Annotated in this window: 23 protein-coding genes; 11 read left to right on the top strand and 12 right to left on the bottom strand. The window is 62.7% G+C overall.

Going from position 1 to position 23294, the window contains the following annotated elements:
- The first annotated feature begins 8 nt into the window (after window positions 1-8).
- The 4 genes from QQL76_RS15945 (at window position 9) to QQL76_RS15930 (ending at window position 3842) form a co-directional block, all read left to right on the top strand.
- Window positions 9-2132, top strand: a complete 2124-nt coding sequence (locus QQL76_RS15945; protein ID WP_499208488.1) for a heme biosynthesis protein HemY — start codon at window positions 9-11, stop codon at window positions 2130-2132.
- Window positions 2133-2233: 101 nt separating this feature from the next.
- The gene (locus tag QQL76_RS15940; protein ID WP_499208487.1) at window positions 2234-2692 is read left to right on the top strand and encodes a tellurite resistance TerB family protein; all 459 of its coding nucleotides are present in this window, start codon (window positions 2234-2236) and stop codon (window positions 2690-2692) included.
- A gap of 8 nt (window positions 2693-2700) precedes the next feature.
- Complete coding sequence (locus QQL76_RS15935) at window positions 2701-3468, top strand: glutamine amidotransferase (protein WP_499208953.1); 768 nt, start codon at window positions 2701-2703, stop codon at window positions 3466-3468.
- 83 nt (window positions 3469-3551) lie between these two features.
- Window positions 3552-3842, top strand: coding sequence for a YggT family protein (locus QQL76_RS15930; RefSeq protein ID WP_126007512.1), 291 nt, complete (start codon window positions 3552-3554; stop codon window positions 3840-3842).
- Window positions 3843-3951: 109 nt separating this feature from the next.
- Here the strand turns inward: QQL76_RS15930 and ppa are convergent, their stop codons facing one another.
- The 4 genes from ppa to QQL76_RS15910 all read right to left on the bottom strand — a co-directional run bounded on the left by ppa (window position 3952) and on the right by QQL76_RS15910 (window position 9414).
- The gene (gene ppa, locus QQL76_RS15925; RefSeq protein WP_126007514.1) at window positions 3952-4479 is read right to left on the bottom strand and encodes an inorganic diphosphatase; all 528 of its coding nucleotides are present in this window, start codon (window positions 4477-4479) and stop codon (window positions 3952-3954) included.
- A 159-nt stretch (window positions 4480-4638) separates the two neighbouring features.
- On the bottom strand, window positions 4639-5145 hold the full coding sequence (locus QQL76_RS15920) for a GNAT family N-acetyltransferase (RefSeq protein ID WP_126007516.1): 507 nt from the start codon (window positions 5143-5145) through the stop codon (window positions 4639-4641).
- Window positions 5146-5399: 254 nt separating this feature from the next.
- Entirely contained in the window at window positions 5400-7232 is a 1833-nt protein-coding gene (typA, locus tag QQL76_RS15915) for a GTP-binding protein TypA/BipA (protein ID WP_499208486.1), read from the bottom strand.
- A gap of 124 nt (window positions 7233-7356) precedes the next feature.
- Window positions 7357-9414: a M3 family metallopeptidase gene (locus QQL76_RS15910; protein WP_499208485.1), complete on the bottom strand. Its 2058-nt coding sequence runs from the start codon at window positions 9412-9414 to the stop codon at window positions 7357-7359.
- 131 nt (window positions 9415-9545) lie between these two features.
- Between QQL76_RS15910 and QQL76_RS15905 the strand changes: the two genes are divergently transcribed.
- Both QQL76_RS15905 and QQL76_RS15900 read left to right on the top strand, forming a co-directional pair.
- Window positions 9546-10022 (top strand): MarR family winged helix-turn-helix transcriptional regulator, encoded by a 477-nt coding sequence (locus QQL76_RS15905; RefSeq protein ID WP_499208484.1) that lies wholly within the window; start codon window positions 9546-9548, stop codon window positions 10020-10022.
- Window positions 10019-11296 (top strand): multidrug effflux MFS transporter, encoded by a 1278-nt coding sequence (locus QQL76_RS15900; protein WP_499208483.1) that lies wholly within the window; start codon window positions 10019-10021, stop codon window positions 11294-11296. The genes QQL76_RS15905 and QQL76_RS15900 overlap by 4 nt, the downstream gene beginning before the upstream one ends.
- 12 nt (window positions 11297-11308) lie before the next feature.
- On the opposite strand, the gene QQL76_RS15895 is transcribed toward QQL76_RS15900, so the two are convergent.
- Window positions 11309-12535: an argininosuccinate synthase gene (locus QQL76_RS15895; protein ID WP_126007524.1), complete on the bottom strand. Its 1227-nt coding sequence runs from the start codon at window positions 12533-12535 to the stop codon at window positions 11309-11311.
- A gap of 168 nt (window positions 12536-12703) precedes the next feature.
- On the opposite strand from QQL76_RS15895, the gene QQL76_RS15890 reads away from it, so the two are divergent.
- Window positions 12704-13345 (top strand): LysE family translocator, encoded by a 642-nt coding sequence (locus tag QQL76_RS15890; RefSeq protein WP_499208482.1) that lies wholly within the window; start codon window positions 12704-12706, stop codon window positions 13343-13345.
- A gap of 23 nt (window positions 13346-13368) precedes the next feature.
- Here QQL76_RS15890 and QQL76_RS15885 read toward each other — a convergent pair whose 3' ends face one another.
- The 3 genes from QQL76_RS15885 to QQL76_RS15875 all read right to left on the bottom strand — a co-directional run bounded on the left by QQL76_RS15885 (window position 13369) and on the right by QQL76_RS15875 (window position 15770).
- A complete protein-coding gene (locus tag QQL76_RS15885; RefSeq protein WP_499208481.1) occupies window positions 13369-13866 on the bottom strand; it encodes a hypothetical protein in 498 nt (165 codons plus the stop codon).
- Between the two features lie 10 nt (window positions 13867-13876).
- The gene (rlmN, locus tag QQL76_RS15880; RefSeq protein WP_499208480.1) at window positions 13877-15112 is read right to left on the bottom strand and encodes a 23S rRNA (adenine(2503)-C(2))-methyltransferase RlmN; all 1236 of its coding nucleotides are present in this window, start codon (window positions 15110-15112) and stop codon (window positions 13877-13879) included.
- 154 nt (window positions 15113-15266) lie between these two features.
- The gene (locus QQL76_RS15875) at window positions 15267-15770 is read right to left on the bottom strand and encodes an invasion associated locus B family protein (protein WP_499208479.1); all 504 of its coding nucleotides are present in this window, start codon (window positions 15768-15770) and stop codon (window positions 15267-15269) included.
- A 378-nt stretch (window positions 15771-16148) separates the two neighbouring features.
- Between QQL76_RS15875 and QQL76_RS15870 the strand changes: the two genes are divergently transcribed.
- Window positions 16149-16724 carry a sigma-70 family RNA polymerase sigma factor gene (locus QQL76_RS15870; RefSeq protein WP_499208478.1) on the top strand — a complete coding sequence of 192 codons (576 nt, stop codon included), beginning with the start codon at window positions 16149-16151 and terminating at the stop codon, window positions 16722-16724.
- Window positions 16725-16744: 20 nt separating this feature from the next.
- Here the strand turns inward: QQL76_RS15870 and QQL76_RS15865 are convergent, their stop codons facing one another.
- The 4 genes from QQL76_RS15865 to QQL76_RS15850 form a co-directional block, all read right to left on the bottom strand.
- Window positions 16745-17143 carry a YkvA family protein gene (locus QQL76_RS15865; RefSeq protein ID WP_499208477.1) on the bottom strand — a complete coding sequence of 133 codons (399 nt, stop codon included), beginning with the start codon at window positions 17141-17143 and terminating at the stop codon, window positions 16745-16747.
- Window positions 17144-17211: 68 nt separating this feature from the next.
- Entirely contained in the window at window positions 17212-17505 is a 294-nt protein-coding gene (locus QQL76_RS15860) for a 4a-hydroxytetrahydrobiopterin dehydratase (protein WP_499208476.1), read from the bottom strand.
- 40 nt (window positions 17506-17545) lie between these two features.
- The gene (gene thpR, locus QQL76_RS15855) at window positions 17546-18142 is read right to left on the bottom strand and encodes a 2'-5' RNA ligase family protein (RefSeq protein ID WP_499208475.1); all 597 of its coding nucleotides are present in this window, start codon (window positions 18140-18142) and stop codon (window positions 17546-17548) included.
- Window positions 18143-18252: 110 nt separating this feature from the next.
- A complete protein-coding gene (locus QQL76_RS15850; protein ID WP_126007543.1) occupies window positions 18253-18897 on the bottom strand; it encodes an arylesterase in 645 nt (214 codons plus the stop codon).
- 84 nt (window positions 18898-18981) lie between these two features.
- On the opposite strand from QQL76_RS15850, the gene QQL76_RS15845 reads away from it, so the two are divergent.
- The 3 genes from QQL76_RS15845 to QQL76_RS15835 all read left to right on the top strand — a co-directional run bounded on the left by QQL76_RS15845 (window position 18982) and on the right by QQL76_RS15835 (window position 23214).
- A complete protein-coding gene (locus QQL76_RS15845) occupies window positions 18982-19704 on the top strand; it encodes an ABC transporter ATP-binding protein (RefSeq protein ID WP_499208474.1) in 723 nt (240 codons plus the stop codon).
- Window positions 19701-22271 carry an ABC transporter permease gene (locus QQL76_RS15840; RefSeq protein ID WP_499208473.1) on the top strand — a complete coding sequence of 857 codons (2571 nt, stop codon included), beginning with the start codon at window positions 19701-19703 and terminating at the stop codon, window positions 22269-22271. The genes QQL76_RS15845 and QQL76_RS15840 overlap by 4 nt, the downstream gene beginning before the upstream one ends.
- Before the next feature lie 208 nt (window positions 22272-22479).
- On the top strand, window positions 22480-23214 hold the full coding sequence (locus QQL76_RS15835) for a Bax inhibitor-1/YccA family protein (RefSeq protein WP_126007549.1): 735 nt from the start codon (window positions 22480-22482) through the stop codon (window positions 23212-23214).
- Window positions 23215-23294: the final 80 nt, after the last annotated feature.

Raw genomic sequence — 23294 nt, 5'->3', positions numbered from 1 at the left:
AGCCGTCCATGATCCGCATCTTGTTCTTCGTCGCTGTCATCTTGGCGCTTGGCCTGTGTTTCGCCTGGCTTGCGGATCGCCCAGGCGAGATGATCTTGATCTGGCAGGGCCAGCGCGTGGAAATGTCGCTGATCGCCGGGATCACCGGCTTCTTCCTGGCGCTGGCAGCAATCGTCTTCCTGCTGTGGCTCGTGCGTACTCTGTTTTCTTCGCCGCATCGCGTCAGCCGCTATTTGCAGAACCGTCGTCGCGACAAGGGCTACAATGCCCTGTCGCGCGGTCTCATCGCAGCTGGCGCCGGTGATGCCGCGCTCGCCAAGAAGATGAGTCGCCGTACCCGCACGCTGATCGACGCCGACAAGGAGCCGTTGATCCACGTTCTCGAAGCGCAGACCTACATGATCGAAGGTCGCCATGACGATGCGCGGGCGAAATTCGAAGCGATGTCGGAAAAGCCCGAGACCCGGGCGCTCGGTCTGCGTGGGCTTTATCTGGAGGCTCGACGTCTTGGTGCATCCGAAGCCGCTCAGCAATTCGCCGAGCGTGCGGTGGAGAAGGACCCGCAGCTCTCCTGGGCCGGCCAGGCAGCGCTGGAATATCGTACCAAGGACGGACAGTGGGACGACGCCATCCGTCTGCTCGACAAGCAGCGGCAGGCACGCACGATCGAGCGGAGCGAAGCGGACCGCAAGCGCGCGGTCCTGCTGACGGCCCGGGCCATGAGTGTGCTGGAATCCGATCCGCGGCGGGCGGCTTCGGATGCCCAGGAAGCGTTGCGTTTGGCGCCAACACTGGTGCCTGCCGCTGTCGTCGCGGCCAAGGCACTCTTCCGTCAGAACGATCTGCGGCGCGGCTCACGCATCCTGGAAAAGTCCTGGAAGCACAGCCCGCATCCGGAAGTCGGCGCGACCTATGTGCGTGCGCGCGTCGGTGATTCCGTTCAGGATCGGCTGAAGCGGGCGCGCAAGCTCGAAGCGTTGAAGCCCAATCATCTGGAATCGCTGACGCTCGTCGGACGCGCGGCGCTCGATGCGCATGACCATACGCTGGCGCGTCAGCGCGCAGAGGCTGCGCTGCGTATCTCGCCGCGCGAGGGGCTTTACCTCCTTCTTGCCGATATCGAAGAAGCCGACACCGGCGATCAGGGCCGCGTCCGCCACTGGATGGCGCAGGCACTGCGCGCTCCGCGAGATCCGTCCTGGACTGCAGACGGCTATGTTTCCGAGCAGTGGGCTCCGCTGTCACCAGTTACCGGCAAGTTGGATGCATTCGTCTGGAAGGTTCCGGTCGAGCAGCTGTCGGGGCCTGAGCTCGAGGCTCAGACATATTCGGTGAAGGATGCCGAGCTCGCTCTGCAGACCGTTCCGCCGGTTGCCCAGTCAGAGCCGAGTGCACCCGTTCAGCCATCACGCGCGACGGCAGAACAGAAGCCCGCAGAGGCTGGCGCAGCCGAAGCGGCGCCTGCACCCGCGCCCAGCAAGGTGGAGGCCGCAAAGCCGTCGGAGCAGCGTGTCGCCGACGAAACTGCGATGGGCGGGTTGTCCGAGGCCGTCGCTCCTAAACCCGCGTCCCCTGAGAAGAACCCGGCCGACAGTGGCGCCGTGATCATCCCGCTGCAGTCGACCAAGGACACGCCAAACAAGCGTGACGATATCGTTGCCGCCGCGCCCGTAGCCGAAGCATCAACGCCAACGCCAACCGCCGATCAGAAGCCATCGGCATCGACCCCGTGGTTCCGCCGCAAGCCGGTGGTGAGCGAGCCGACCGGTCGCGCCATTGGAGAGCCGGCTGAGAAATTGTCGGAGGCAAAGTCTGCGTCGCGTGGCGAGGCCTCGTCTGATTCTTCTGCACCCGCCGACAAAGCACAGACAGCGGCATCGGCGTCACAGGCGACGTCGAGACCCGTCATCGTTGAGAGCGCAGCCACGACCCACGGAACGGCTGAGCCGACGACGTCACGGCCACCCGCGCCACCGCGCCCTCGTGTGGTCGAGACGACGGATGCTGCCAAGTTGGAAAAGGAGCGGGAAGAGCGCTTTCTGACCCAGCGCATCGACGACCCGGGGGTTCGCGAAGGCGAGGCTTCCGAGGAGCGCAGCAAGTCTCAGTCTTCGCGCTTCCGCCTGTTCTAGGGCCAGCGCGTTCTGCCCGGATCAAACAGGCGTGTCACTGTGACGCGCCTGCAACAGTCAGCGCATTGCGCGACTCACGCCGATCTGTAGTTATTGGGGTTATGCTCGAGCGTCTCCAAAAGCTGTTTCAATCCGTCACCCACAGTGAGCGTGCCTCGCGCCAGCTGACGCGGGACGATCCTCGCGTGGCAGCGGCGGCGTTGTTTTTTCACGTGGTCGACGCGGATGGGGACGTGCGCCCGAGCGAGCGCAAGAAGCTTCGCGATGTCGTTGCCGCCGCCTACGATCTCAAGGGCAGCGAACTGGATGCCGTGCTGAAGGCCGGCCAAAAGGCTGACGACGAGGCTGTCGACCTCTATGCGTTCACCAGCGTGCTCAAGCGGTCGCTGGACGAAGAGCAGCGGGTCAATTTCATCGAGCTTCTCTGGGAGGTGGTGTACGCCGATGGCGAGCGCCATGAACTGGAGGAGAATGTCGTCTGGCGCATCGCCGAACTCCTCGGCGTTTCCACCAGACAGCGTGTGTGGGCCAGACAACGCGTGGAAGGCGAGCAGGACTGATGAACTTCATGTCTGGACGACAGGGTTTTGGATCGCGGGACCTCGATCCCGCACCGCGCATCCTCGTCGTGCTGCATCAAGAACGGTCGAGCCCCGGGCGGGTCGGTCTGATGCTGGAACAAGCCGGATTCGCGCTGGATATCCGCCGACCGGTTCTAGGCGACCCGCTTCCCGATACGCTTGAGCGCCATGTCGGCGCGATCGTCTTCGGTGGCCCGATGAGCGCCAATGACGAAGATGAGGGCATTCGGCGCGAGATCGAGTGGCTGAAGGTTCCGCTGTTGGAAAACAAGCCCTATCTCGGCATTTGCCTCGGGGCGCAGCTTCTCGTTCGTCATCTAGGCGGCAAGGTCGAGGCACATCCCGACGGGCTGACGGAAATTGGCTGGTATCCGCTGCGGCCGACGCCGGAAGGGGCGGCGCTGATGAACTGGCCGTCGATGGTCTATCACTTCCACAGGGAAGGCTTCGAGCTGCCGCGTGACGCGACGCTGCTGGCAACAGCCGACGACTACGAGAACCAGGCCTTCCGCTTCGGGGAGAATGCCTGGGGCGTCCAGTTCCACGGCGAACTGACCCAGGCCATGATGCATCGCTGGGTGGTGCACGGGGCGCATCGCTTCGACCTGCCAGGCGCACAGCAGGGTCGGGATCACCTGCACGGACGCATGATCCATGACGGGCCCCTGCGTGCATGGCTCGCCGAGTTCCTGTCGATGATCTTCATGCGCCGGCTCGATCGCGAAATGGGCGTCATGGCGGCGCGCCAGGCTTAAGCGCCTATCGGTGCGGCAGCAGCGCACTTGCCGGGCAAGTTCGGAGTGGCTACATCTCGGCCAGCCCGCAACGGAGAGTGAGAATGATAGCCGTCTTCCAGACCATCGATCTGGCTTTGAGCATCTACACCTGGATCATCATCGGCAGCGCCATCTTCTCGTGGCTCTATGCGTTCAACGTGGTCAATTCCAACAACCGCTTCGTCGCGATGGTGGCGGAGTTTCTCTACAAGGCGACCGAGCCGGCGCTTCGGCCGCTGCGGCGCATCCTGCCTGATCTCGGCGGCCTCGACATTTCGCCGATCGTGCTTCTGCTCATCATCTTCTTCATCCGTTCCTTCATGTGGAACACGATCGCGCCCGCGCTCGTCTAAACGGCGTGCCGTACCGGCCTTGGCCGGTGGCTGAGAGATACGGAAAAGGGCCGCTGCATCCTTAGATGCAGCGGCCCTTTTCGTGATCACAGACTGGACGAGGCGAAACTTACTTCCGGCCGCGCTCGATAGCTTCGGTGATGAAGCGGCGGGCGGCATCGGCGCCCTGCCAATCTTCCACGCGAACCCACTTGCCGGGTTCCAGATCCTTGTAGTGCTCGAAGAAGTGCTGGATCTGCTGCAGCGTGATTTCCGGCAGGTCGGTGTGGTTCAACACCTTCTCGTAGCGCTTGGTGAGCGCCGAGACCGGAACGGCAATGATCTTTTCATCCTTGCCGGAATTGTCTTCCATCAAGAGCACGCCGATCGGGCGCACATTGATGACGCAGCCGGGGATTAAAGGGCGCGTGTTGCAGACGAGCACGTCGATCGGGTCTCCGTCTTCCGAAAGCGTATGCGGCACGAAGCCGTAATTGCCCGGATAGGTCATCGGCGTGTGCAGGAAGCGGTCCACGACCAGCGTACCGGATTCCTTGTCCATCTCGTACTTGATCGGCTGCCCGCCAACGGGAACTTCGATGATGACGTTGATGTCTTCAGGCGGATTGTTGCCGATGGCGATGGCGTCGATGCGCATGTGAACTCTCTTGTTGGAGGCAGGCTTTGCCGGGGAAATACCGGCAATCACGCGCCAAAGCAACTGTGGCACCCGAGCGCGCCTCTGCTCGGCTCAAGGGTGCGCTGTCCGATGCGCTGAACATGCTGTGTGGGCCGACTTTCAATCAGGCGGTAATGGCTACGGCCAGATGAAAGCGATCTTGCCGAGGCGCTTGCCGTCGAAGGTTTCGGTGCCTTCGGCCACGTCGCGCCCGCCGCTTTGGCGGTAGAACTGCACGGCGCGATCATTGTCTTCGAGCGTCCAGACGACGACGCCGCGGCAGCCGAGCGACGACAGAAGCCGTCGTGCTTCGGTAAAAAGCCGCTTGCCGAGCCCGATGCCCTGATATTCCGGGCGAAGGTAAAGCTCGTAGATCTCGCCTTCCTGCGGCAGGGCAGGCGCTCGGTTGAGGCCAAGCGTTGCATAGCCCGCGACCGTGCCGCCGACATCGAGCACGAGAATGCTGGTCGAGCCATTGATCGCGCGCGTCCACCATTTCACGTTGCGGCGCTCCATCATGGCCCGCAGCGTCTTGAAGGGGATCAGTCCGGAATAGGCATGCGCCCATGCGGAGCGGTGCGTTTCGGCAATCGCCTGGGCGTCGTCGGGTGTTGCAGGACGGACATCGATGGAAAGCGTCTTCATGGCACGAATCCTATCGCTTCGGATTCCGCCGACGAAGCGCCTCGGGGAGCAGACGGGGCATCGCCCACAGCTCATTTGGTCCGACGACCCGAAACAAGTTTAACGCTTCATTAACGTTTTCGGCAAGAGACACGGGTGTCCGGTTTTGGTGCTGGCAGTCGCTCCGAAACGGCACAGCGCGCAGCCAGAAACAAAAAGGGCGGGGATGCGATCGCTCGCATCCCCGCCCTGATTCGCAGTCAATTTGTGCTGAGTTACGCGGCGCCAGCGGCGGCCGAACGCGACTTCTCGAAGCGCTTGCGCTCGTTGGAATCGAGATACATCTTGCGCAGGCGGATCGACTTCGGCGTGACTTCGACGAGTTCGTCGTCCTGGATCCAGGAGAGTGCACGGTCGAGCGTCATCTTGATCGGCGGGGTGAGCTTCACGGCTTCGTCCTTGCCCGAGGCGCGCATGTTGGTGAGCTTCTTGCCCTTCAGCACGTTCACTTCGAGGTCGTTGTCGCGGGTGTGAATGCCGATGATCATGCCGGCATAGACCTTCTCGCCGGCATCGATGATCATCGGGCCGCGGTCTTCCAGGTTGAACATGGCGTAAGCGACGGACTCGCCCGCTTCGTTGGCGAGCAGCACGCCCTGGACGCGGCCGGCGATCTCGCCCTTGTAAGGCTGGTAGGAGTGGAACAGCCGGTTCATGATGGCCGTGCCCCGCGTGTCCGTCAGAAGCTCCGACTGGTAGCCGATCAGGCCGCGCGTCGGTGCGTGGAACACGAGACGCACGCGGTTGCCGCCAGACGGACGCAGCTCGACCATGTCGGCCTTGCGCTCCGACATCTTCTGCACGACGACGCCCGAATGTTCTTCATCGACGTCGATGACGACTTCTTCGACCGGCTCGAGCATCTGGCCGTTCTCGCCCTTCTGCATGACGACGCGCGGACGGGATACGGCAAGCTCGAAGCCTTCGCGGCGCATGGTCTCGATGAGGACGGCGAGCTGCAATTCGCCACGGCCGGAGACGTAGAACGAGTCCTTGCCTTCGGCTTCCTCGATCTTCAGCGCGACGTTGCCTTCGGCTTCCTTGAACAGGCGATCGCGGATGACGCGGCTCGTAACCTTGTCGCCTTCGGTGCCGGCAAGCGGGCTGTCATTGACGATGAAGGACATGGTGACGGTCGGCGGATCGATCGGCTGCGCCTGCAGCGGCTCGTTGACGGCCGGGTCGCAGAACGTATCGGCGACCGTGCCCTTCGACAGGCCGGCGATGGCGACGATGTCGCCCGCCTTGGCTTCTTCGATCGGCTGGCGCTCGATACCGCGGAACGCGAGGATCTTGGAAATACGGCCGGTCTCGACCGTCTTGCCGTCGGCAGCCAGTACCTTCACGGCCTGGTTCGGCTTGATGGAGCCGGAATGGATGCGGCCGGTGATGATGCGGCCGAGGAACGGGTTGGCTTCGAGCAGCGTGCCGATCATGCGGAACGGACCTTCGCCGACTTTCGGCTCGGGCACGTGCTCCATGACGAGGTCGAGAAGCGGTGCAAGACCCTGGTCCGACGGACCTTCCGGCGCGGTGTTCATCCAGCCGGCGCGGCCGGAGCCGTAGAGAATGGGGAAGTCCAGCTGCTCGTCATTGGCGTCGAGCGCGGCGAAGAGGTCAAACACCTCGTTGACGACTTCTTCTGCGCGACCATCGGGACGATCGATCTTGTTGATCGCCACGATCGGGCGGAGACCGACCTTGAGCGCCTTGCCGACCACGAATTTCGTCTGCGGCATCGGGCCTTCGGCGGCATCGACCAGAACGATCGCGCCGTCGACCATCGAGAGAATGCGCTCGACCTCACCGCCGAAGTCGGCGTGACCCGGCGTGTCGACGATGTTGATGCGGTGGCCCTTCCACTCGATCGACGTCGCCTTGGCAAGGATCGTGATGCCGCGTTCCTTTTCCAGGTCGTTGGAATCCATCATGCGCTCTGCTGTGCGCTGGTTCTCACGGAAGGAGCCGGATTGCTTGAGGAGCTCGTCGACGAGCGTGGTCTTGCCATGGTCGACGTGTGCGATGATCGCGATATTGCGCATGGTCATGGGAATGTCTCGGAATTGTGGGGCGCATGGATATGAGCGCCAGCCTTCATTTGGCGCGCTCATACATGGTTTTTCGCAAATGCGAAAGGGGCGCGCGCCGATCAGCGTGCTGCCCCGGTCGAGATCAGGCGGCGTCTTGAACCAGGCCGCGCTTTTTGAGCAGGGCTTCCGGCGTCGGAAGCCGGCCGCGGAAGGCTGTGTATGTCTCTTCCGGGTCCACGGCGCCACCGGCGGAATAGACATGGGTGCGCAGCCGTTCCGCCATCGCGGCATCGAAGGCGTCGCCGGTTTCCGCGAAGGCCGAGAAGGCGTCGGCATCGAGCACTTCCGACCACATGTAGGAGTAATAGCCGGCGGAATAGCCGTCGCCCGAGAAGATGTGCAGAAAATGCGGGCTACGGTGGCGCATCTCGATGGCTGCCGGCTTGCCGATGGCCTCAAGGTTTGCCGCTTCGAATGCGGCGGGGTCTTCGACGTCCGCGGCCGTGTGGTAGGCCATGTCGATCAACGCCGAGGCCGTGTATTCCACCGTCGCAAAGCCCGCATTGAACCGGGCGGCGGCCAGGACCTTGTCCAGGAGCTGCTGCGGGATCGGCTCGCCCGTTCGATAATGCACGGCGTGCTTGCGCAGGATCTCAGGCACGGTCAGCCAGTGCTCGTAAAGCTGCGAGGGCAGCTCGACGAAATCGCGCGAGACCGAAGTTCCCGACACGGAAGGGTAGGTCACGTCGGACAAGAGCCCATGAAGCGCGTGGCCGAATTCGTGGAACAGCGTGCGTGCGTCGTCCAGCGACAGAAGGGCAGGAGACCCTTCGCGCGGCTTGGCGAAGTTCATGACGTTGTAGATGAGCGGAAGCTGCCCGCCATCCAGCCGGTGCTGGCTGGCAAAGGCGCTCATCCAAGCGCCGGAACGTTTCGAGGAACGCGCGAAATAGTCAGTCAGGAAGATGCCGATCGTTTCGCCTGAGCGGTTCTTGACGGCAAAGGTCCGGACATCCGGGTGGTAGGCCTTCACCCCATCCAGAAGCTCGAAGTCGAGGCCGAAGAGCCGGCCTGCAACATCGAAAGCGGCCTCGGCGATGCGATCGAGCTGGAAATAGGGCTTCAGCTCCTCTTCGGAGAAATCGAAGCGTTGGCGCCTCAGCTTTTCGGCGTAGTGGCGCCAGTCCCAGGGTGCGATAGGTTCGTTGTTGCCTTCGGCGGCGGCGATGTCTGCAAGCGCTGCCTCCTCATCGGCCGCGTGGCGAACGGCCGGCTCCCAAACGGTCTGCAGCAACGCGTTTACCGCATCGGGGGTCTTCGCCATCGTGTCTTCAAGCTTGTAGGCGGCGAAATTCTCGTAGCCGAGCAGCTTTGCCTTTTCAGCGCGGAGCTTGAGGATTTCGGCAATCAGCGGACGGTTGTCGGTGTCGCCGGCATTCTCGCCGCGCGCCGTCCAGGCTCGGAATGCCGCTTCGCGAAGGTCGCGTCGCTCGGAGAAGGTCAGGAACGGCTCGATGATCGAGCGCGACAGCGTGACGGCGTAGCGTCCATCGGCGCCCCGATCGCTCGCCGCCGACGCCATGGCGTCGCGCACGAAATCCGGAAGGCCATCGAGATCGGTTTCATCGAGAAGCAGCTGCCAGGACTGTTCGTCGGCAAGCACGTTCTGCCCGAAACGCGCACCAAGGGTCGCCAGGCGCTCATTGATCGCGGCGAGGCGGGTCTGGTCTTCTTCCGCAAGGTTGGCGCCGGATCGCACGAAGCCTTTCCAGCTTCGCTCCAGCACGCGGAACTGCTCGGTGGTGAGATCCAGCGTCGATGCTCTCCGGAAAAGGGTGTCGATGCGCTGGAACAGCGGCTTGTTCATCGCGATGCGCGAATAATGCCGCGACAGTTGCGGCGCGATCTCGCGCTCGAGCTCCTGAATGGCCGGGTTCGTATGGGAGCCGGCGCGGTTGAAGAAGAGCGCCGAAACCCGCGACAGGCCTTTGCCGGCCAGTTCCAGGGCTTCGATCGTGTTTTCGAATGTTGGCGCTGCCTCAGACTGAGCGATGGCCTCGATTTCCGCGTCATGCGCCGAAAGGGCCGCGTCGAAGGCCGGGCGGAAGTCATCGTCCTCGACCGCAGCAAAATTGGGGAGCCCGTAGGATCCGGACCAGTCGGAAATGCGTTCAAAGGCGATCGGTGAAGCGGCGGTCATGCGCGTATCCAGCTTTGAGAATGCGTTGAACAGCGATGTAATGATGATGTGATCGGAAGCAAGCGGCAGGCGGCTTGCGAAAGCGCCTATGGGATAATAAGTAAGGCTTACTTTTATCGCAGGAACACCCCATGTCGCGCACGGTCGATCCGGATTCCCTTGGCTTCGTCATCACCGATGTCGGCCGTCTTCTCAGGGCGGCGGTCGAAAAACGCATCGTTCTCAACGGCACGGATATCACGCCGGGAGAAGCCCGGGCGCTGATCCACATCGCTGCGCTCAACGGCGGCCGTCAGACGGTGCTGGCGGAACGCCTCGGCGTCGAGCCCATGACGGTCTCCGGCTATGTCGACAGGCTGGAGCAACGTGGCCTGGTGGAGCGTCGGGTGGACCCCAGCGATCGCCGCGCACGGCTTGTCTATGCGACGGATGCCGCCGACCAGGTAATCGACGAGGCGCGCGCTGTCGCCGGCTCGGTGCTGGGCGCGGCTATGGAAGGGGTGGCGCCTGCCGACAAGGCCGTTTTCGAAGCGGTTCTGCGCAGTATGAGAGGATCGCTTCAGAGCATGCTCGGCTGTGATCGCTCAACCAGCGGACAAGCCGCATGACCGACGCCGTCGAACCCGCGAACCGGCCGCTGCTTCAGCCGGGGCGCATGTCGGAGCGCCGCACGAGCCTGATTTCCGCGCTGCTCGTGGCGATCGGTCCCGTGTCGATGGCGCTCTACACCCCGGCGATGCCGGAACTGGTGCAGGCCTTCGACAGCTCGAATGCGGCCATCAAGTCCACGCTGACGGTTTATTTTGCCGGCTTTGCGGTGGCGCAACTCGCCGCCGGGCCGCTTGCCGACGCCTTCGGGCGGCGCAAGACGACGCTCGGCTTCCTTCTCGTCTATCTGATCGGTGGCGTGCTCGCTGCCCTGTCGCAAAGCGTTGAAATGCTGCTCGTCGCCCGGCTGATCCAGGGGATCGGCGCTGCCGTCGGCGTCACTGTCGCGCGCGCCATTGTGCGTGATCAGTTTGCCGGCGAGCAGGCAGCGCGCATCATGAACATGGTCGGCATTATCCTCGCCATCGCGCCTGCGCTGTCACCGGCGATCGGTGGCGTGACGCTCAGCATTGCCGGGTGGCATGCGATCTTCGTGCTCATGGTTGGCTTCGGCGTGGTGTCGGGCATCATCGTCTGGTTCGCCATGCGCGAAACGGTCATTCCGAGCACGGCGCTGGCGCGGCCGGGCATGGTGCTGCGCGCCTATCGCACGGTGCTCGGCAGCTCCGAATTCCTGTTCGCGAGCTTGACCTGCGGCTTTGCCGTAGGCGCGCTCTATGCGCAGGCGACGATCCTGCCCTTCGTGCTGATCGACAGGGTGGGGCTGACGCCGACCCAGTTCGGCCTGTCCATGCTGATGCAGTCGGGCTCGTTCTTTCTGGGCTCGCTCACCGTGCGCTCCCTGATGCGGGCCCGAAAGGCTGAGGCACTAGTACTGCCCGGCCTCGCCTTCATCAGCGGCGGTGCGCTGCTCCTGATTGCCCTGCTGCTGATGGCGGGCCCGTCCTTCTACACGGTCATGGTGCCGGTTGGGCTCGCCGCATTCGGCATCGCCTTCGTCATGCCGCACATGCAGGTGGCAGGGCTCGTGCCGTTCCCGCAGATCGCGGGTTCCGCCTCTGCGATGATGGGGTTTATCCAGATGGGATCCGGCTTGCTCGGTGGCTCGGTCGCTGCGCTGATCGGCGATCCGGTGGTCGGCATCGGCGTCGTTGTTCCCGCCATGGCGGCCGTGGCCGTGGTGTCCTATGCAGCCTACCGGTTCACGCGGCGTCGCCACGCGAGCCTCGTCGGTCAGCCGCAGGCGCTCGATCAAACGGCGCCTGCGGAATAGCGTTCGTCTCGATTACTTCGAAGAGCGGTTGCGTGCGGCCAGCGTGCGCAGGCGCAGCGCATTCAGGCGGATGAAGCCGGCGGCGTCCTTCTGGTCGTAAGCGCCACGGTCGTCCTCGAAGGTGACGAGCGCGTCCGAGTAAAGCGATTTCGGCGACGAGCGGCCGGTGACCATGACGTTGCCCTTGTAGAGCTTGAGCGTCACTTCGCCTTCCACATGCTCCTGGCTCCGGTCGATCGCGGCCTGCAGCATCTCGCGCTCGGGCGAGAACCAGAAGCCGTAATAGATGAGTTCGGCATAGCGCGGCATCAGCTCATCCTTGAGGTGCGCCGCGCCACGGTCGAGCGTGATCGACTCGATTGCGCGGTGCGCCGCAAGCAGGATCGTGCCGCCTGGGGTCTCGTAGACGCCACGCGATTTCATGCCGACGAAACGGTTCTCGACAAGATCGAGGCGGCCGATGCCGTTGTCGCGGCCATAGTCGTTGAGCTTGGCGAGAAGCGTCGCCGGCGACAGACGCTCGCCGTTGATCGAGACGGCATCGCCTCGCTCGAAGCCCACCGTGATGATTGTTGCCTTGTCCGGCGCGGCTTCCGGCGAAATCGTGCGCATATGCACATATTCCGGAGCCTCGACGGACGGATCTTCCAGAACCTTGCCCTCTGACGAGGAGTGCAGGAGGTTCGCGTCGACCGAGAAGGGCGCTTCGCCCTTCTTGTCCTTGGCAACCGGGATCTGGTGCTGCTCGGCAAAATTCAGAAGATCGGTGCGGCTCTTGAAGGACCAGTCGCGCCAGGGCGCGATGATCTTGATGTCGGGGTTCAGCGCGTAGGCGGAAAGCTCGAAGCGGACCTGGTCGTTGCCCTTGCCGGTCGCGCCATGGGCGATCGCGTCGGCGCCGGTCTTTTCGGCGATCTCGACAAGGTGCTTGGAGATCAGCGGACGGGCGATCGACGTGCCGAGAAGGTAGACGCCTTCATAGACGGCATTGGCGCGGAACATCGGGAAGACGAAGTCGCGCACGAATTCCTCGCGCACATCCTCGATGAAGATCTCCTTGATGCCGAGCATCTCGGCTTTCTTGCGCGCAGGCTCCAGCTCTTCGCCCTGGCCGAGATCGGCCGTGAAGGTGACCACTTCGGCGCCAAGCTCGGTCTGCAGCCATTTCAGGATGATCGATGTGTCGAGGCCGCCCGAATAGGCGAGAACGACTTTCTTGACGTCTTTCAGAGCGCTCATGGAATATCCGCTTCGGAGAAATTGGCAGGGGTCGAATGTGGCGCGCACTTTATTCAGAACGCGCCCTGACACAAGCCACCGGCACGGCATGACGACGCGAATCGGGTGGCGGACGGTCGGTTTCGGCGCTAGGGAATGCCCATCACGCTTCCTCCAGGACCGACCGTCATGTCCTTCATTCCCGACTGGCCGACGCTGGCAGCATTTTCCGCTGCTTCGATCTTTCTTGCGATCACGCCCGGTCCGGACATGACGCTTTTCATCAGCCGCGCGCTTTCCGATGGACGGCGGGCCGGCATTGCCTGCATTGCGGGCGCAATGACCGGGTGCCTGGTCCACACGACGCTGGTGGCGCTTGGCCTGTCGGCGCTGATCGTGGCGTCGCCGACGGCGTTTCTCGTGCTGAAGATCGTTGGCGCCGGCTATCTCTTGTATCTCGCCGTCCAGGCGCTGCGGCACGGGTCCACGCTGTCGGTCGAGACCGGCCCCGTGCGGAGGCGGTCTTTCTTCAGCAATTGGGCAGTCGGGCTAGGAGTCAATTTGCTCAACCCGAAGGTCGCGCTGTTCTTCATGACCTTCTTGCCGCAATTCGTGTCGGTTCGGGATCCGGACGTCGCCAGCAAGCTGTTCTTCCTGGGCTTTCTGTTCGTCGTGCTGTCGCTGCCGATCGTGATTGCGATCGTGCTCGGCGCCGAGCGCCTGGCCGACTGGCTGAAGCGGAACACCAAGGTGATGCGCGCCGTCGACTACGGCTTTGCAGGAATCTTCTCGGCCTTCGCCATCAAGGTGCTGCTGACGCAGGGGCGCTGAAGCGTTTCCTGCTCCAAGCGAAACTATTCCGCAGTGCGGCTGGCAGCCTCGCGCTCCATGCGCCGCCGCTTGATCTGGCGCGGCAGCCAGCCGCCGGCGTGGCGTCCGGCAATCAACCAATAGGCGAGGCCGCCCAGCATCCCGGAAACGATGATGACGGCGACGAAGCTGATTGATGGATTGCCGTCCTGCTGCGGGTTCAACAGCAGGAAGGCGAGGCAGAGCGCCGCGACGACGCCACCCGAGAGGCAGTAGAACAACCAGCCGCGGCGGCGCTGCATCTCCGAATAGAGCGCGATGAACATCGCCGGGATCAACGATGCGTAGGCGACGAGGCCTGCGACGGTGAGAACGCCGATCATGACGCTTATCCACGTGCCGTCACCGGTGATGTTGCGGACGTCCTCGGGTGTTACCGCGCGCGTCAGGAAGGCAAGCGTCGCGCCGGTGACGATGCAGGCGACAAAGAATGCAAACGCCATCATGAGCAGGCGCAGAAAGAACAGAAAGAAGCGGTTCACGCCCTTTGCCTCACTCGGCGCCGTGTCCGGCGATCATCATGGATTCCAGAGCCAGTCTTTCCGATTTACGCAGCCGCTCCGATTCGGATTTCAGCTGGCCGCAGGCGGCGAGAATGTCGCGGCCGCGCGGCGTGCGGATCGGCGATGCATAGCCTGCATGATTGACGAAGTCGGCGAAGCGCTCGATCTGCTCCCAATCCGAGCACTCGTATGCGCTGCCCGGCCACGGGTTGAAGGGGATCAGGTTGATCTTGGCCGGGATGCCCTTCAAGAGCTTCACCAGATCGCGGGCATCTTCCAGGCTGTCGTTGACGCCCTTCAGCATCACATATTCGAAGGTGATGCGCCGTGCGTTGGAGAGGCCCGGATAGTCGCGGCAGGCCTGCAGCAGATCCTTCAGCGGGTACTTCTTGTTGATCGGAACGAGTTCGTCGCGCAGATCGTCGCGCACGGCATGCAGCGAAATCGCCAGCATAACGCCGATTTCCTCGCCGGCCCGGCGTATTTCCGGAACGACGCCAGAGGTCGACAGAGTGATGCGGCGGCGGGAGATCGAGAGGCCTTCGCCATCCGAGGCGATCAGCAGAGCCTGCTTCACGTTTTCGAAATTGTAGAGCGGCTCGCCCATGCCCATCATCACGATGTTGGACACCTTGCGGCCTTCGCTCGGCACCATCGTGCCCGGCGCTGCTTCGACATCGGGGAAATCGCCAAGGCGATGGCGGGCAAGGATCAGCTGCGAGAGGATTTCGCCGGAGGTGAGGTTACGCACGAGCTTCTGTGTGCCGGTGTGGCAGAACGAACAGGTGAGCGTGCAGCCGACCTGGCTCGAAACGCAAAGGGTGCCGCGGCCTTCTTCGGGGATGTAGACCGTTTCGACCTCGACGGGTCGGCCGGCGCCGCGCGATGGAAAGCGCAGCAGCCATTTGCGGGTGCCATCGTTCGATATCTGCTCATCGGCGATTTCCGGCCACCCGATGGTGAAGTTGGCCTTCAGGAGCGCGCGCATCTCCTTGGAGATGTTGGACATGCGGTCGAAATCGTTGACGCCGCGCATGTAGAGCCAGTGCCAAAGCTGGCTGACGCGCATGCGCACCTGCTTCTGCGGCACGCCGACATTGGCGAGCGCAGCGCCGAGGTCTTCCCGCGACAGGCCGACCAGGTCGAGCGGTTCTGCGCGCGCAGGCGCACGCTGAGCCAGCTGTTCGCGCTGCGCCGGATCGCCGAGTTCGAGTGTCAAAGCCATGTCAATCTGCCGCTTTCCAATGCGAAGCGCCCCCGCAGATCAGGACTGCGGCGGCGCATTATTAGCTTTAGCGATGTCGTTGGCGGGCCATGTATCACACATGGGCCGGATCGTCACCCTTGCAGGCCGAAAGCCGCAAGGGTGAGCGCAAGCATCAATTGCAGTTCTGAATTTCGTTCAAAGCCGCGGTCACGCCGGAGAGCGAATAGGAGTAGCTCGTATTCGTGCCGCGCCCGGACACGGCCTGCACCGTCATGGACGAGCCGCCGCGCATCGCCGTTACGAGAGCAGGCTCCTCAGCCGCATTCTCGACCCAGGCGGAATTGCCACGAGAGAACAGGGTGAAGGCGCGGCCGTCGACCGTGACGTTGACCTTGGAGGCATCCTGCAGCGGGTAGCCCATCATCGCCTGCGGCTCATAGGAGACGTTCTGGCCGGGGCGCTGGGAGACGAGGAAGAAGTTCTCGCCGTGGTTGACGGAGCTCGGTTCGGAGCTGGTCGGGACGGAGAGGATGTAGCACACCTTCCCGTTGCCGCTGTCGTAGGAATAGGCACCCCAGGCATTGAACTGATTCATGCGTGTGGGAGATTGGGCGTAGGCGGTCGCCGTTGTCGCCGCCGTGAGCGCGAGTGCGGTGAGAAGAGTCTTCACGAACATTTTATCCTGCCGGTTGCCTGATCAGAATTGACGAAGCGTCGTCCGCCGCAACGCCCTTTGGCGGGCAAACAACACCGCTTCGGTTTAATTTTACTTAATCGCGGTTACCAAACCGTAACCCTCTGGTTTTTTACCACGATCATGCGCTTGCTTGACGAAACCCCCGAGGCCTGAACCGGCTGACAGCCACACTCTGCCTGCCGGCCAAATGCACCGGCGGAAAGCCCCATCGCTCCTCATCGAAACGATGCTGCGACTATGCGGCAAAGAATCCGGCAACAGTTTGACCTTTGCAAAAAGCTGTGTACCTGTCTGCACTTGGTGCCGGTCGGCAGACTTCACCGAACCGCACCGCGTTAATCAGGACGACGCCCACGAATGACTGTCGAGTTGAATGAGCGCTTTGCCCGGCTCGCCCGAGCCGTCGCCGTCGAGCGCGACAAGTCGGCGTTCGCGCAGCTGTTCGATTATTTCGCGCCCCGCATCAAATCCTACCTGCTGCGCCTGAACATGCAGCCGCAGGAAGCCGAGGAGCTGGCGCAGGAAGTGATGATCGTCCTGTGGCACAAGGCAGGGCTTTTCGACCCTGCGAAGTCGTCTCTGGCCACCTGGCTGTTCCGTGTCGCTCGAAACCGCCGGATCGATGCGCTGCGTCGAGATCGCGGCAAAGACCTTGATGCGGAGGATCCGTCGCTCCTGCCGAGCGCGCCGGAGGCGCCGGATCTCGTGATGGATGCGCAGCAGCGCGACGAGCGGGTGCGCCGCGCCATGAGCGTGCTGCCGGCCGAACAGCTCGAGCTGGTACGGCTGGCCTTCTTCATCGGCCTTTCCCACAGCCAGATAGCGGAAGAGACCGGATTGCCGCTCGGCACGGTCAAATCCCGTATCAGACTGGCTTTTGGTCGGTTGAAGAAAGCGCTCGAAGACGATCCGAGGATCGATACGGACGACTGATCCTCTGCCGGTTCTGGCGATCAGAATGTCGATGCGGTCCCTGCCGTCTCGGCTTCTTTGCCGAGCGTCTCGCGGGCGGCGGCATAGTGCGCTTCGGTCATGTGGCTGCGCACGGCCGTGATCGCCGCGGCGAGAACCGCCAGATCGTCGCCGAAACCGATGATGGCGATGAAGTCCGGCACGAAATCGAATGGCAGAACGAAATAAGCGAGCGCCGCCAGGAGCGTCCCGCGCACCCGCGTAGGCGTCTTCGGATCCAGCGCGCAATAATAGGCTGCGACCAGATCTTCGATGAAAGGCACATATTGAGCCGCGCGCCGCAGTGTCTCGAAGAACTTCGCGCGAACGCGGCTTTCCTGCTCGCGCTGGCCCTGCGTGTCTTCGACCGTCAAAATATCGGCAATCTTCTTGTCGTCCATAGACGTGCCTCTTAACGTTCAATCCGCTCTGACAAATCGTGGCCTGAAGCGGCCTCTTCAAGTCTCTGTCAGGCGGCGATGGTATCCATGAAATGCGCCAGCTGAATGTCGAGCCGGCTCACGCCACCCACATCATGGGTTCGAAGCGTCACGTCCACGTTCTTGTACACATTCGACCATTCGGGATGATGATTCATCGATTCGGCCTTCAGCGCGACGCGGCTCATGAAGCCGAATGCCTCGTTGAAATCTGCAAAGACGAAGCGCCGTTCGATCGCCTCTCCCGATGCTGAGAGCGTCCATTGCGGCAGGCCCGCCAGTGCTTCACGCACGGCGTCTCCGCTCATCCTTTCGACAGTCATGACTGGTTCAACCTTTCGAACGTTCCCGCTCTGAAAAGCGCTAGAGCGGGCTATAATAGGCGTTTGGCAGCAGGCTGCTGCCCGTGCCGGCCGATGCATTGGCTTCGTCGAGAGGAAATGCTTCTTCCGTCACATAAGGTCCCCCGCCGATCGAATCGCGCGAGGACATGAGGACGAAGCGGGTGACCGTGAACGCCTGCGTGTGGAAATCGCCGCGCCCCTGGAGGTAGCGCACCACGTCGCTTTCTCTTGCCGTCTTGATGCGCGCCAAGGTGACATGGGGCTTGAACTTGCGCGGATCGGCAGGCAGTCGCAACCGCTGGCACACCCGTTCTATTTCGGCCTGAAGGGCCATGAGTTCGGCGGTCGGCGTGACGCCGGCCCAGATGGAATGCGGCTTCTTGGCGCCGAAAGACCCCATGCCCTGGAGCCGTACCGGAAATTCGGTCCGGCGGATGCGGTCGAAAGCGTTGACGATCTCGTCGGCTGTGGGACCATCCACGTCACCGATGAAGCGGAGCGTGATGTGATAATTTTCCACGTCGATCCATCGCGCGCCGGGAAGCCCGCCGCGCAAGAGGGAAAGCGACATTGTGGTGTCACGCGGGAGTTCGAGGGCGGCGAATAGTCTCGGCATGGAGATCTCCCCGAATCGAAAGGCACTCTCAGCGAATCATGCGACGCAGCCGTCGACAATCCCTAAATATTCAGCGTCCACTTTTGCCTTATCGGGTTCCAACGCGCGTCTCAGGCATCTGGTTTCAAGCGCTGCAGCAATTCTTCTGCGGCAGGAATGAACCGCTCGACCATCACGTCGATGCCGTCTTCATTCGGGTGGATCCCGTCGTCGAGATTGAGTGCGGCCTCAGCGGCAACGCCATCGAGGAAGAAGGGGTAGAAAACCAGATCGTGCTTTTCGGCGAGACGCTCGAAAAGACCGTTGAATCGCGTCTGATAGTCAGCACCCATATTCGGCGACGCCAGCATGCCGGCTAGCAGCACTTCAATGTTGCGGGCCTTCAGCCGTGTGATCATTTCCTCGATATTGGCTTCGGTCCGCGCCGGGTCGATGCCGCGCAGCATGTCGTTGGCACCGAGTTCGAGGATCACCGCATCCGTGCCGTCCGGCACCGACCAATCGAGCCGCGACAGGCCGGCCGAACTGGTATCGCCGGATACGCCGGCATTGGCGATCACGACATCGTGTCCGCGTTCCTGAAGTGCCGCTTCCAGGCGAACCGGGAACGCATAGGCGGCATCGAGCTGGTAACCGGCCATGAGGCTATCGCCAAAACCCACGATCTGAAGGGTTTCAGCACGCGATGCGGTCACGCTTGCCATCAAGGAGACACAGAATGCGAGGAGGAAAGCGGAAAGCCGTTTAACATTCATTGCACCGTTCCTAAATCTTTTTGCGGCCTTGCAGCGTAGACGCCGGGGCAGCCGCCATATCCGGACATATAGGAAGCTTCCGCCTTGACCCAACACATCATCGATCTCGCCGACGCCGATCTGACCCTCGGAAACGGCGCTTCGTCGGTTCATGTCATGAAGCGAATGTCCCTCAAGATTAACGCCGGAGAGTCGGTCGGGATCATCGGTCCTTCGGGATCGGGCAAGTCGACCCTGCTCATGGTTCTCGCGGGCCTGGAAAAGATCGACAGCGGCGCGATCACCATCGCAGGCGCCGAATTGCACAGCATGAGCGAAGATGCGGTCGCCGATTTTCGGGGTCGGCATATCGGCATCGTCTTCCAGTCCTTTCACCTCATTCCGAACATGACCGCGCTCGAGAACGTCGCCGTGCCGCTCGAGCTCGCCGGACGCAACGACGCATTCGAGGTGGCGGAGCGGGAGCTTCGGGCCGTCGGACTTGGCGAGCGCCTGTCACACCATCCCGGCGAGATGTCGGGCGGCGAACAACAGCGTGTGGCGATTGCAAGGTCGCTGGCGCCGTCGCCGGCCGTTCTCATTGCCGATGAGCCGACGGGCAACCTGGACGGCGAAACGGGCCGGCAGATCGCCGATCTTCTCTTCACGAAGCAGGCGGAGCGCGGCACGACGCTGCTCCTGGTGACGCATGATCCGCAGCTTGCGGCGCGCTGCGATCGGCAGATCAAGGTGCGGTCGGGGGAAATCGTGGATGATGGCCTTGGCCAGGCACAGCCGATTGCCCAGTCGCGCGGAGCCTATGCATGAGCCAGGCGCCAGCGAGCCGCGCGACCTCCAGCCAGAATTTCAAGTTGGCCCTGCGGCTGGCGCTGCGCGAAATGCGTGGTGGCCTTTCGGGCTTCTATATCTTCCTCGCCTGTATCGTTCTCGGCACTGCGGCGATTGCCGGCGTCAATTCCGTGTCGCGCTCGATCACCGATGCCATCGCCGCCGAAGGCCAGGCCATTCTTGCGGGTGACATCCGTTTCGAAATCGACAACCGGCCGGCGACGGGCGACGACCTCGCCTTCGTCGAAGGGCTGGGCGACGTGGCTCAATCGGTCAATCTGCGCTCCATGGCCAGGCTCGAGGATGGCAGCGACCAGTCGCTTGTCGAAGTGAAGGCGGTGGATGACCTCTACCCGCTCTATGGATCCCTCGTCACCGAACCGGCGCTCGATTTCGATGCGCGGCATGGTCTTATCGATGGCGCTTATGGTGCGGTGGTCGCGCCTGTGCTTCTCGAACGGATGGGTCTTTCGATCGGCGATCGCCTGACGCTCGGCAGCGCGACCTTCGAGGTGCGCGCCTCGCTGATCAACGAGCCCGATCTCCTGTCCGAAGGCTTCGCGTTTGCGCCGCGCTTCCTGGTTTCGGTGGACGCGCTTGAAGCGGCAGGCCTTCTCCAGCTCGGCAGCCTTGTCGAATATGTCTACAAGGTCCGCCTGCCGGAGCCTGCGACCTACGATCAGCTGCAGGCTATCCGTGACGAAGCTCGGGCGGACTACACAGATGCCGGCTGGGCCGTGCGCACCAGCGCCAACGCCGCGCCGCAGCTGACCGAAAACATCGAACGCTTCTCGCAGTTTCTCACGCTCGTGGGTCTGACGGCGCTCGTCGTCGGCGGCGTTGGCGTCGCCAATGCCGTGCGCGCTTTCATGGATTCCAAACGCGGCGTGATCGCAACACTGAAATGCGTCGGCGCATCGAGCCGCTTCGTCGTCATGGTCTATCTGGTCCAGATCGGCATCGTCGCCACCATCGGTGTCCTGATCGGTGTGGTCATCGGAGCGATCGTGCCCTTCGTGGCGGCAGTATTTCTTGCAGATCTGCTTCCGATCGGCAGCGGTGTCTCCGTGCATCCGGGCGCGCTCTTGCTCGCTGCGGTCTTTGGTCTGCTGACCGCGCTCGCTTTCGCGATCCTGCCGCTTGGCCGCGCACAGGACGTGCCGGCAACCGCACTGTTTCGAAGCCAGGGATTCGACGGTGCAGGCTGGCCTGCCAAGCGCTACCTCGCGGCAACCGCCGTCACCATGGCGGCGCTGGCGGCGCTTGCGATCCTCACATCGTTCGATCGGTTCATCGCGATCATCTTTCTGGCGGCGATCGCATTCTCCTTCGTGGTTCTCCGCTCGGTGGCGGTGCTCATCCAGTGGGCGGCAAAGCGCAGCCCGCGCGTCAATTCCGCGGCACTTCGGCTTGCCATCGGCAACATTCACCGGCCGGGCGCCTTGACGCCGTCCGTCGTTCTCTCCCTCGGACTCGGCCTCGCGCTGTTGGTGACGCTGGCGCTGATCGACGGCAATCTGCGGCGCGAACTTGCCGGCAATCTGCCGGAGCGCGCGCCGAACTTCTTCTTCGTCGACATCCAGTCGAGCGAGATCGACCAGTTCAGAGGGATCGTTGCGACCGCTGCGCCGGAAGGCGACATCGATGCTGTGCCGATGCTGCGTGGACGTATCGTCGGAATCAATGGTGAGGTGCCGAACCCCGAAGATTACGCCGAGGGTCGCTGGGTTCTTCGCGGTGACCGTGGCATCACCTATGCACCAACGCTGCCCGCCGGCACGGCGCTTACGGAAGGGGAGTGGTGGGCTGAAGACTATGACGGCCCTCCTCTCGTCTCGTTCTCGGCCGAAGAGGCGGGCGAACTTGGCCTCGGCATCGGCGATTCCATCACCGTCAACGTGCTCGGCCGCGAAGTGACCGCAGAGATCGCCAATCTGCGCGAGATCCAGTGGGAATCGCTGTCGATCAACTTCATCATGGTCTTTTCGCCCAACACATTTGCCGGCGCACCACATGCGTGGCTCGCAACGCTGACCGATCCGAGCCTCGATGCGGCGCAGGAAGGGCAGATCTTGCGTGAGGTGACGAACGCCTTGCCGACGGTCACCAGCGTGCGCGTCAAGGACGCGATCGACGTGGTGGATCGTCTGGTGGAGCAGCTGGCCGTCGCGATCCGCGCTGCTGCGGCGGTCGCGCTGATTGCCTCGATCCTCGTGCTTTCGGGCGCGCTGGCTGCCGGCAACCGGGCGCGGACGCACGATGCGGTCGTGCTGAAGACGCTCGGGGCAACGCGCAGCACGCTGATCCGCGCATTTTCCTACGAATATCTGATCCTCGGGCTGGCCACCGCGATCTTTGCGCTGTTCGCCGGTGGAGTGGCCGCCTGGTACATCGTTGCGCGCATCATGACGCTGCCGTCGAGCTTCCTGCCGGACGTAGCCATATCCACGCTCGTGATTGCGATCGTGGTCACGGTGGGGATCGGCCTTGCCGGAACATGGCGGGTGCTCGGGCAGAAAGCAGCGCCAATTCTCCGCAATCTTTAACGTTCGATATACTGCGCGACTATTGGGCGCAGGATGTTAGCGTTTCCGCGGCGGGAATCGGCGTTCTGCCTAGAGCCGAGGGTCTTGCTCTTGGCTCAGCTAATCCTCATATTATCCACAGGCATGCTGGAGCCCCGCAGCGGCGCCTGGGTTGGTCGATGACACGACCCGACACCGTTTCACTTCCGGGGCTTTGAAAGAGGAAACTATGGCTGACCTTCGTAACTACCAGACCCGCTCGGCCCCGGCCGGGATGCAGGCCGGAGCTGCGATCGACCAGGGCCTGCGCAGCTACATGCTTCGCGTCTACAATCTGATGGCCCTCGGACTGGCGATCACGGGTGTTGCTGCCTATGCGACATTCGCATTGGCACAGAGCAATCCTGCGTTTGCGCAACTCATGTATGCCAGCCCGCTGCGCTGGGTCGTGATGCTCGCTCCGCTGGCGCTCGTCTTCTTCCTGAGCTTCCGCATTCAGAACATGAGCGTCAGTGCGGCGCAGACCACGTTCTGGATCTACTCGGCCGTCATGGGCCTGTCTCTATCGTCGATCTTCCTGGTCTTCACGGGCCAGAGCATCGTACAGACATTCTTCATCACCGCCGCATCGTTCGGCGCACTGTCGCTTTACGGCTACACGACGAAGCGCGATCTGTCAGGCATGGGTTCGTTCCTGTTCATGGGCTTGATCGGTCTGATCATCGCCATGGTCGTGAACATCTTCCTTGCTTCGAGCGCTCTGCAGTTCGCGATCTCGGCAATCGGTGTCCTGATCTTCGCAGGCCTGACGGCTTACGATACGCAGGAAATCAAGACGATGTACTATGAAGGCGACTCAAGCGATGCCGCCGGCCGCAAGGCCATCATGGGTGCGCTTCGCCTGTACCTCGACTTCATCAACATGTTCATGTTCCTGCTGCAGTTCATGGGCAACCGCGAATAAGCAGAACACGGATAGGTGTTTCGAAAGGGCGGCCTGCGGGTCGCCCTTTTTCGTTGCGGGATCGTCATCGTGCGCGCTGG

This window comes from Rhizobium albus (assembly GCA_030160035.1).
GTDB lineage: Bacteria > Pseudomonadota > Alphaproteobacteria > Rhizobiales > Rhizobiaceae > Georhizobium > Georhizobium albus.
This window is presented reverse-complemented; position numbering and strand designations above follow the sequence as displayed.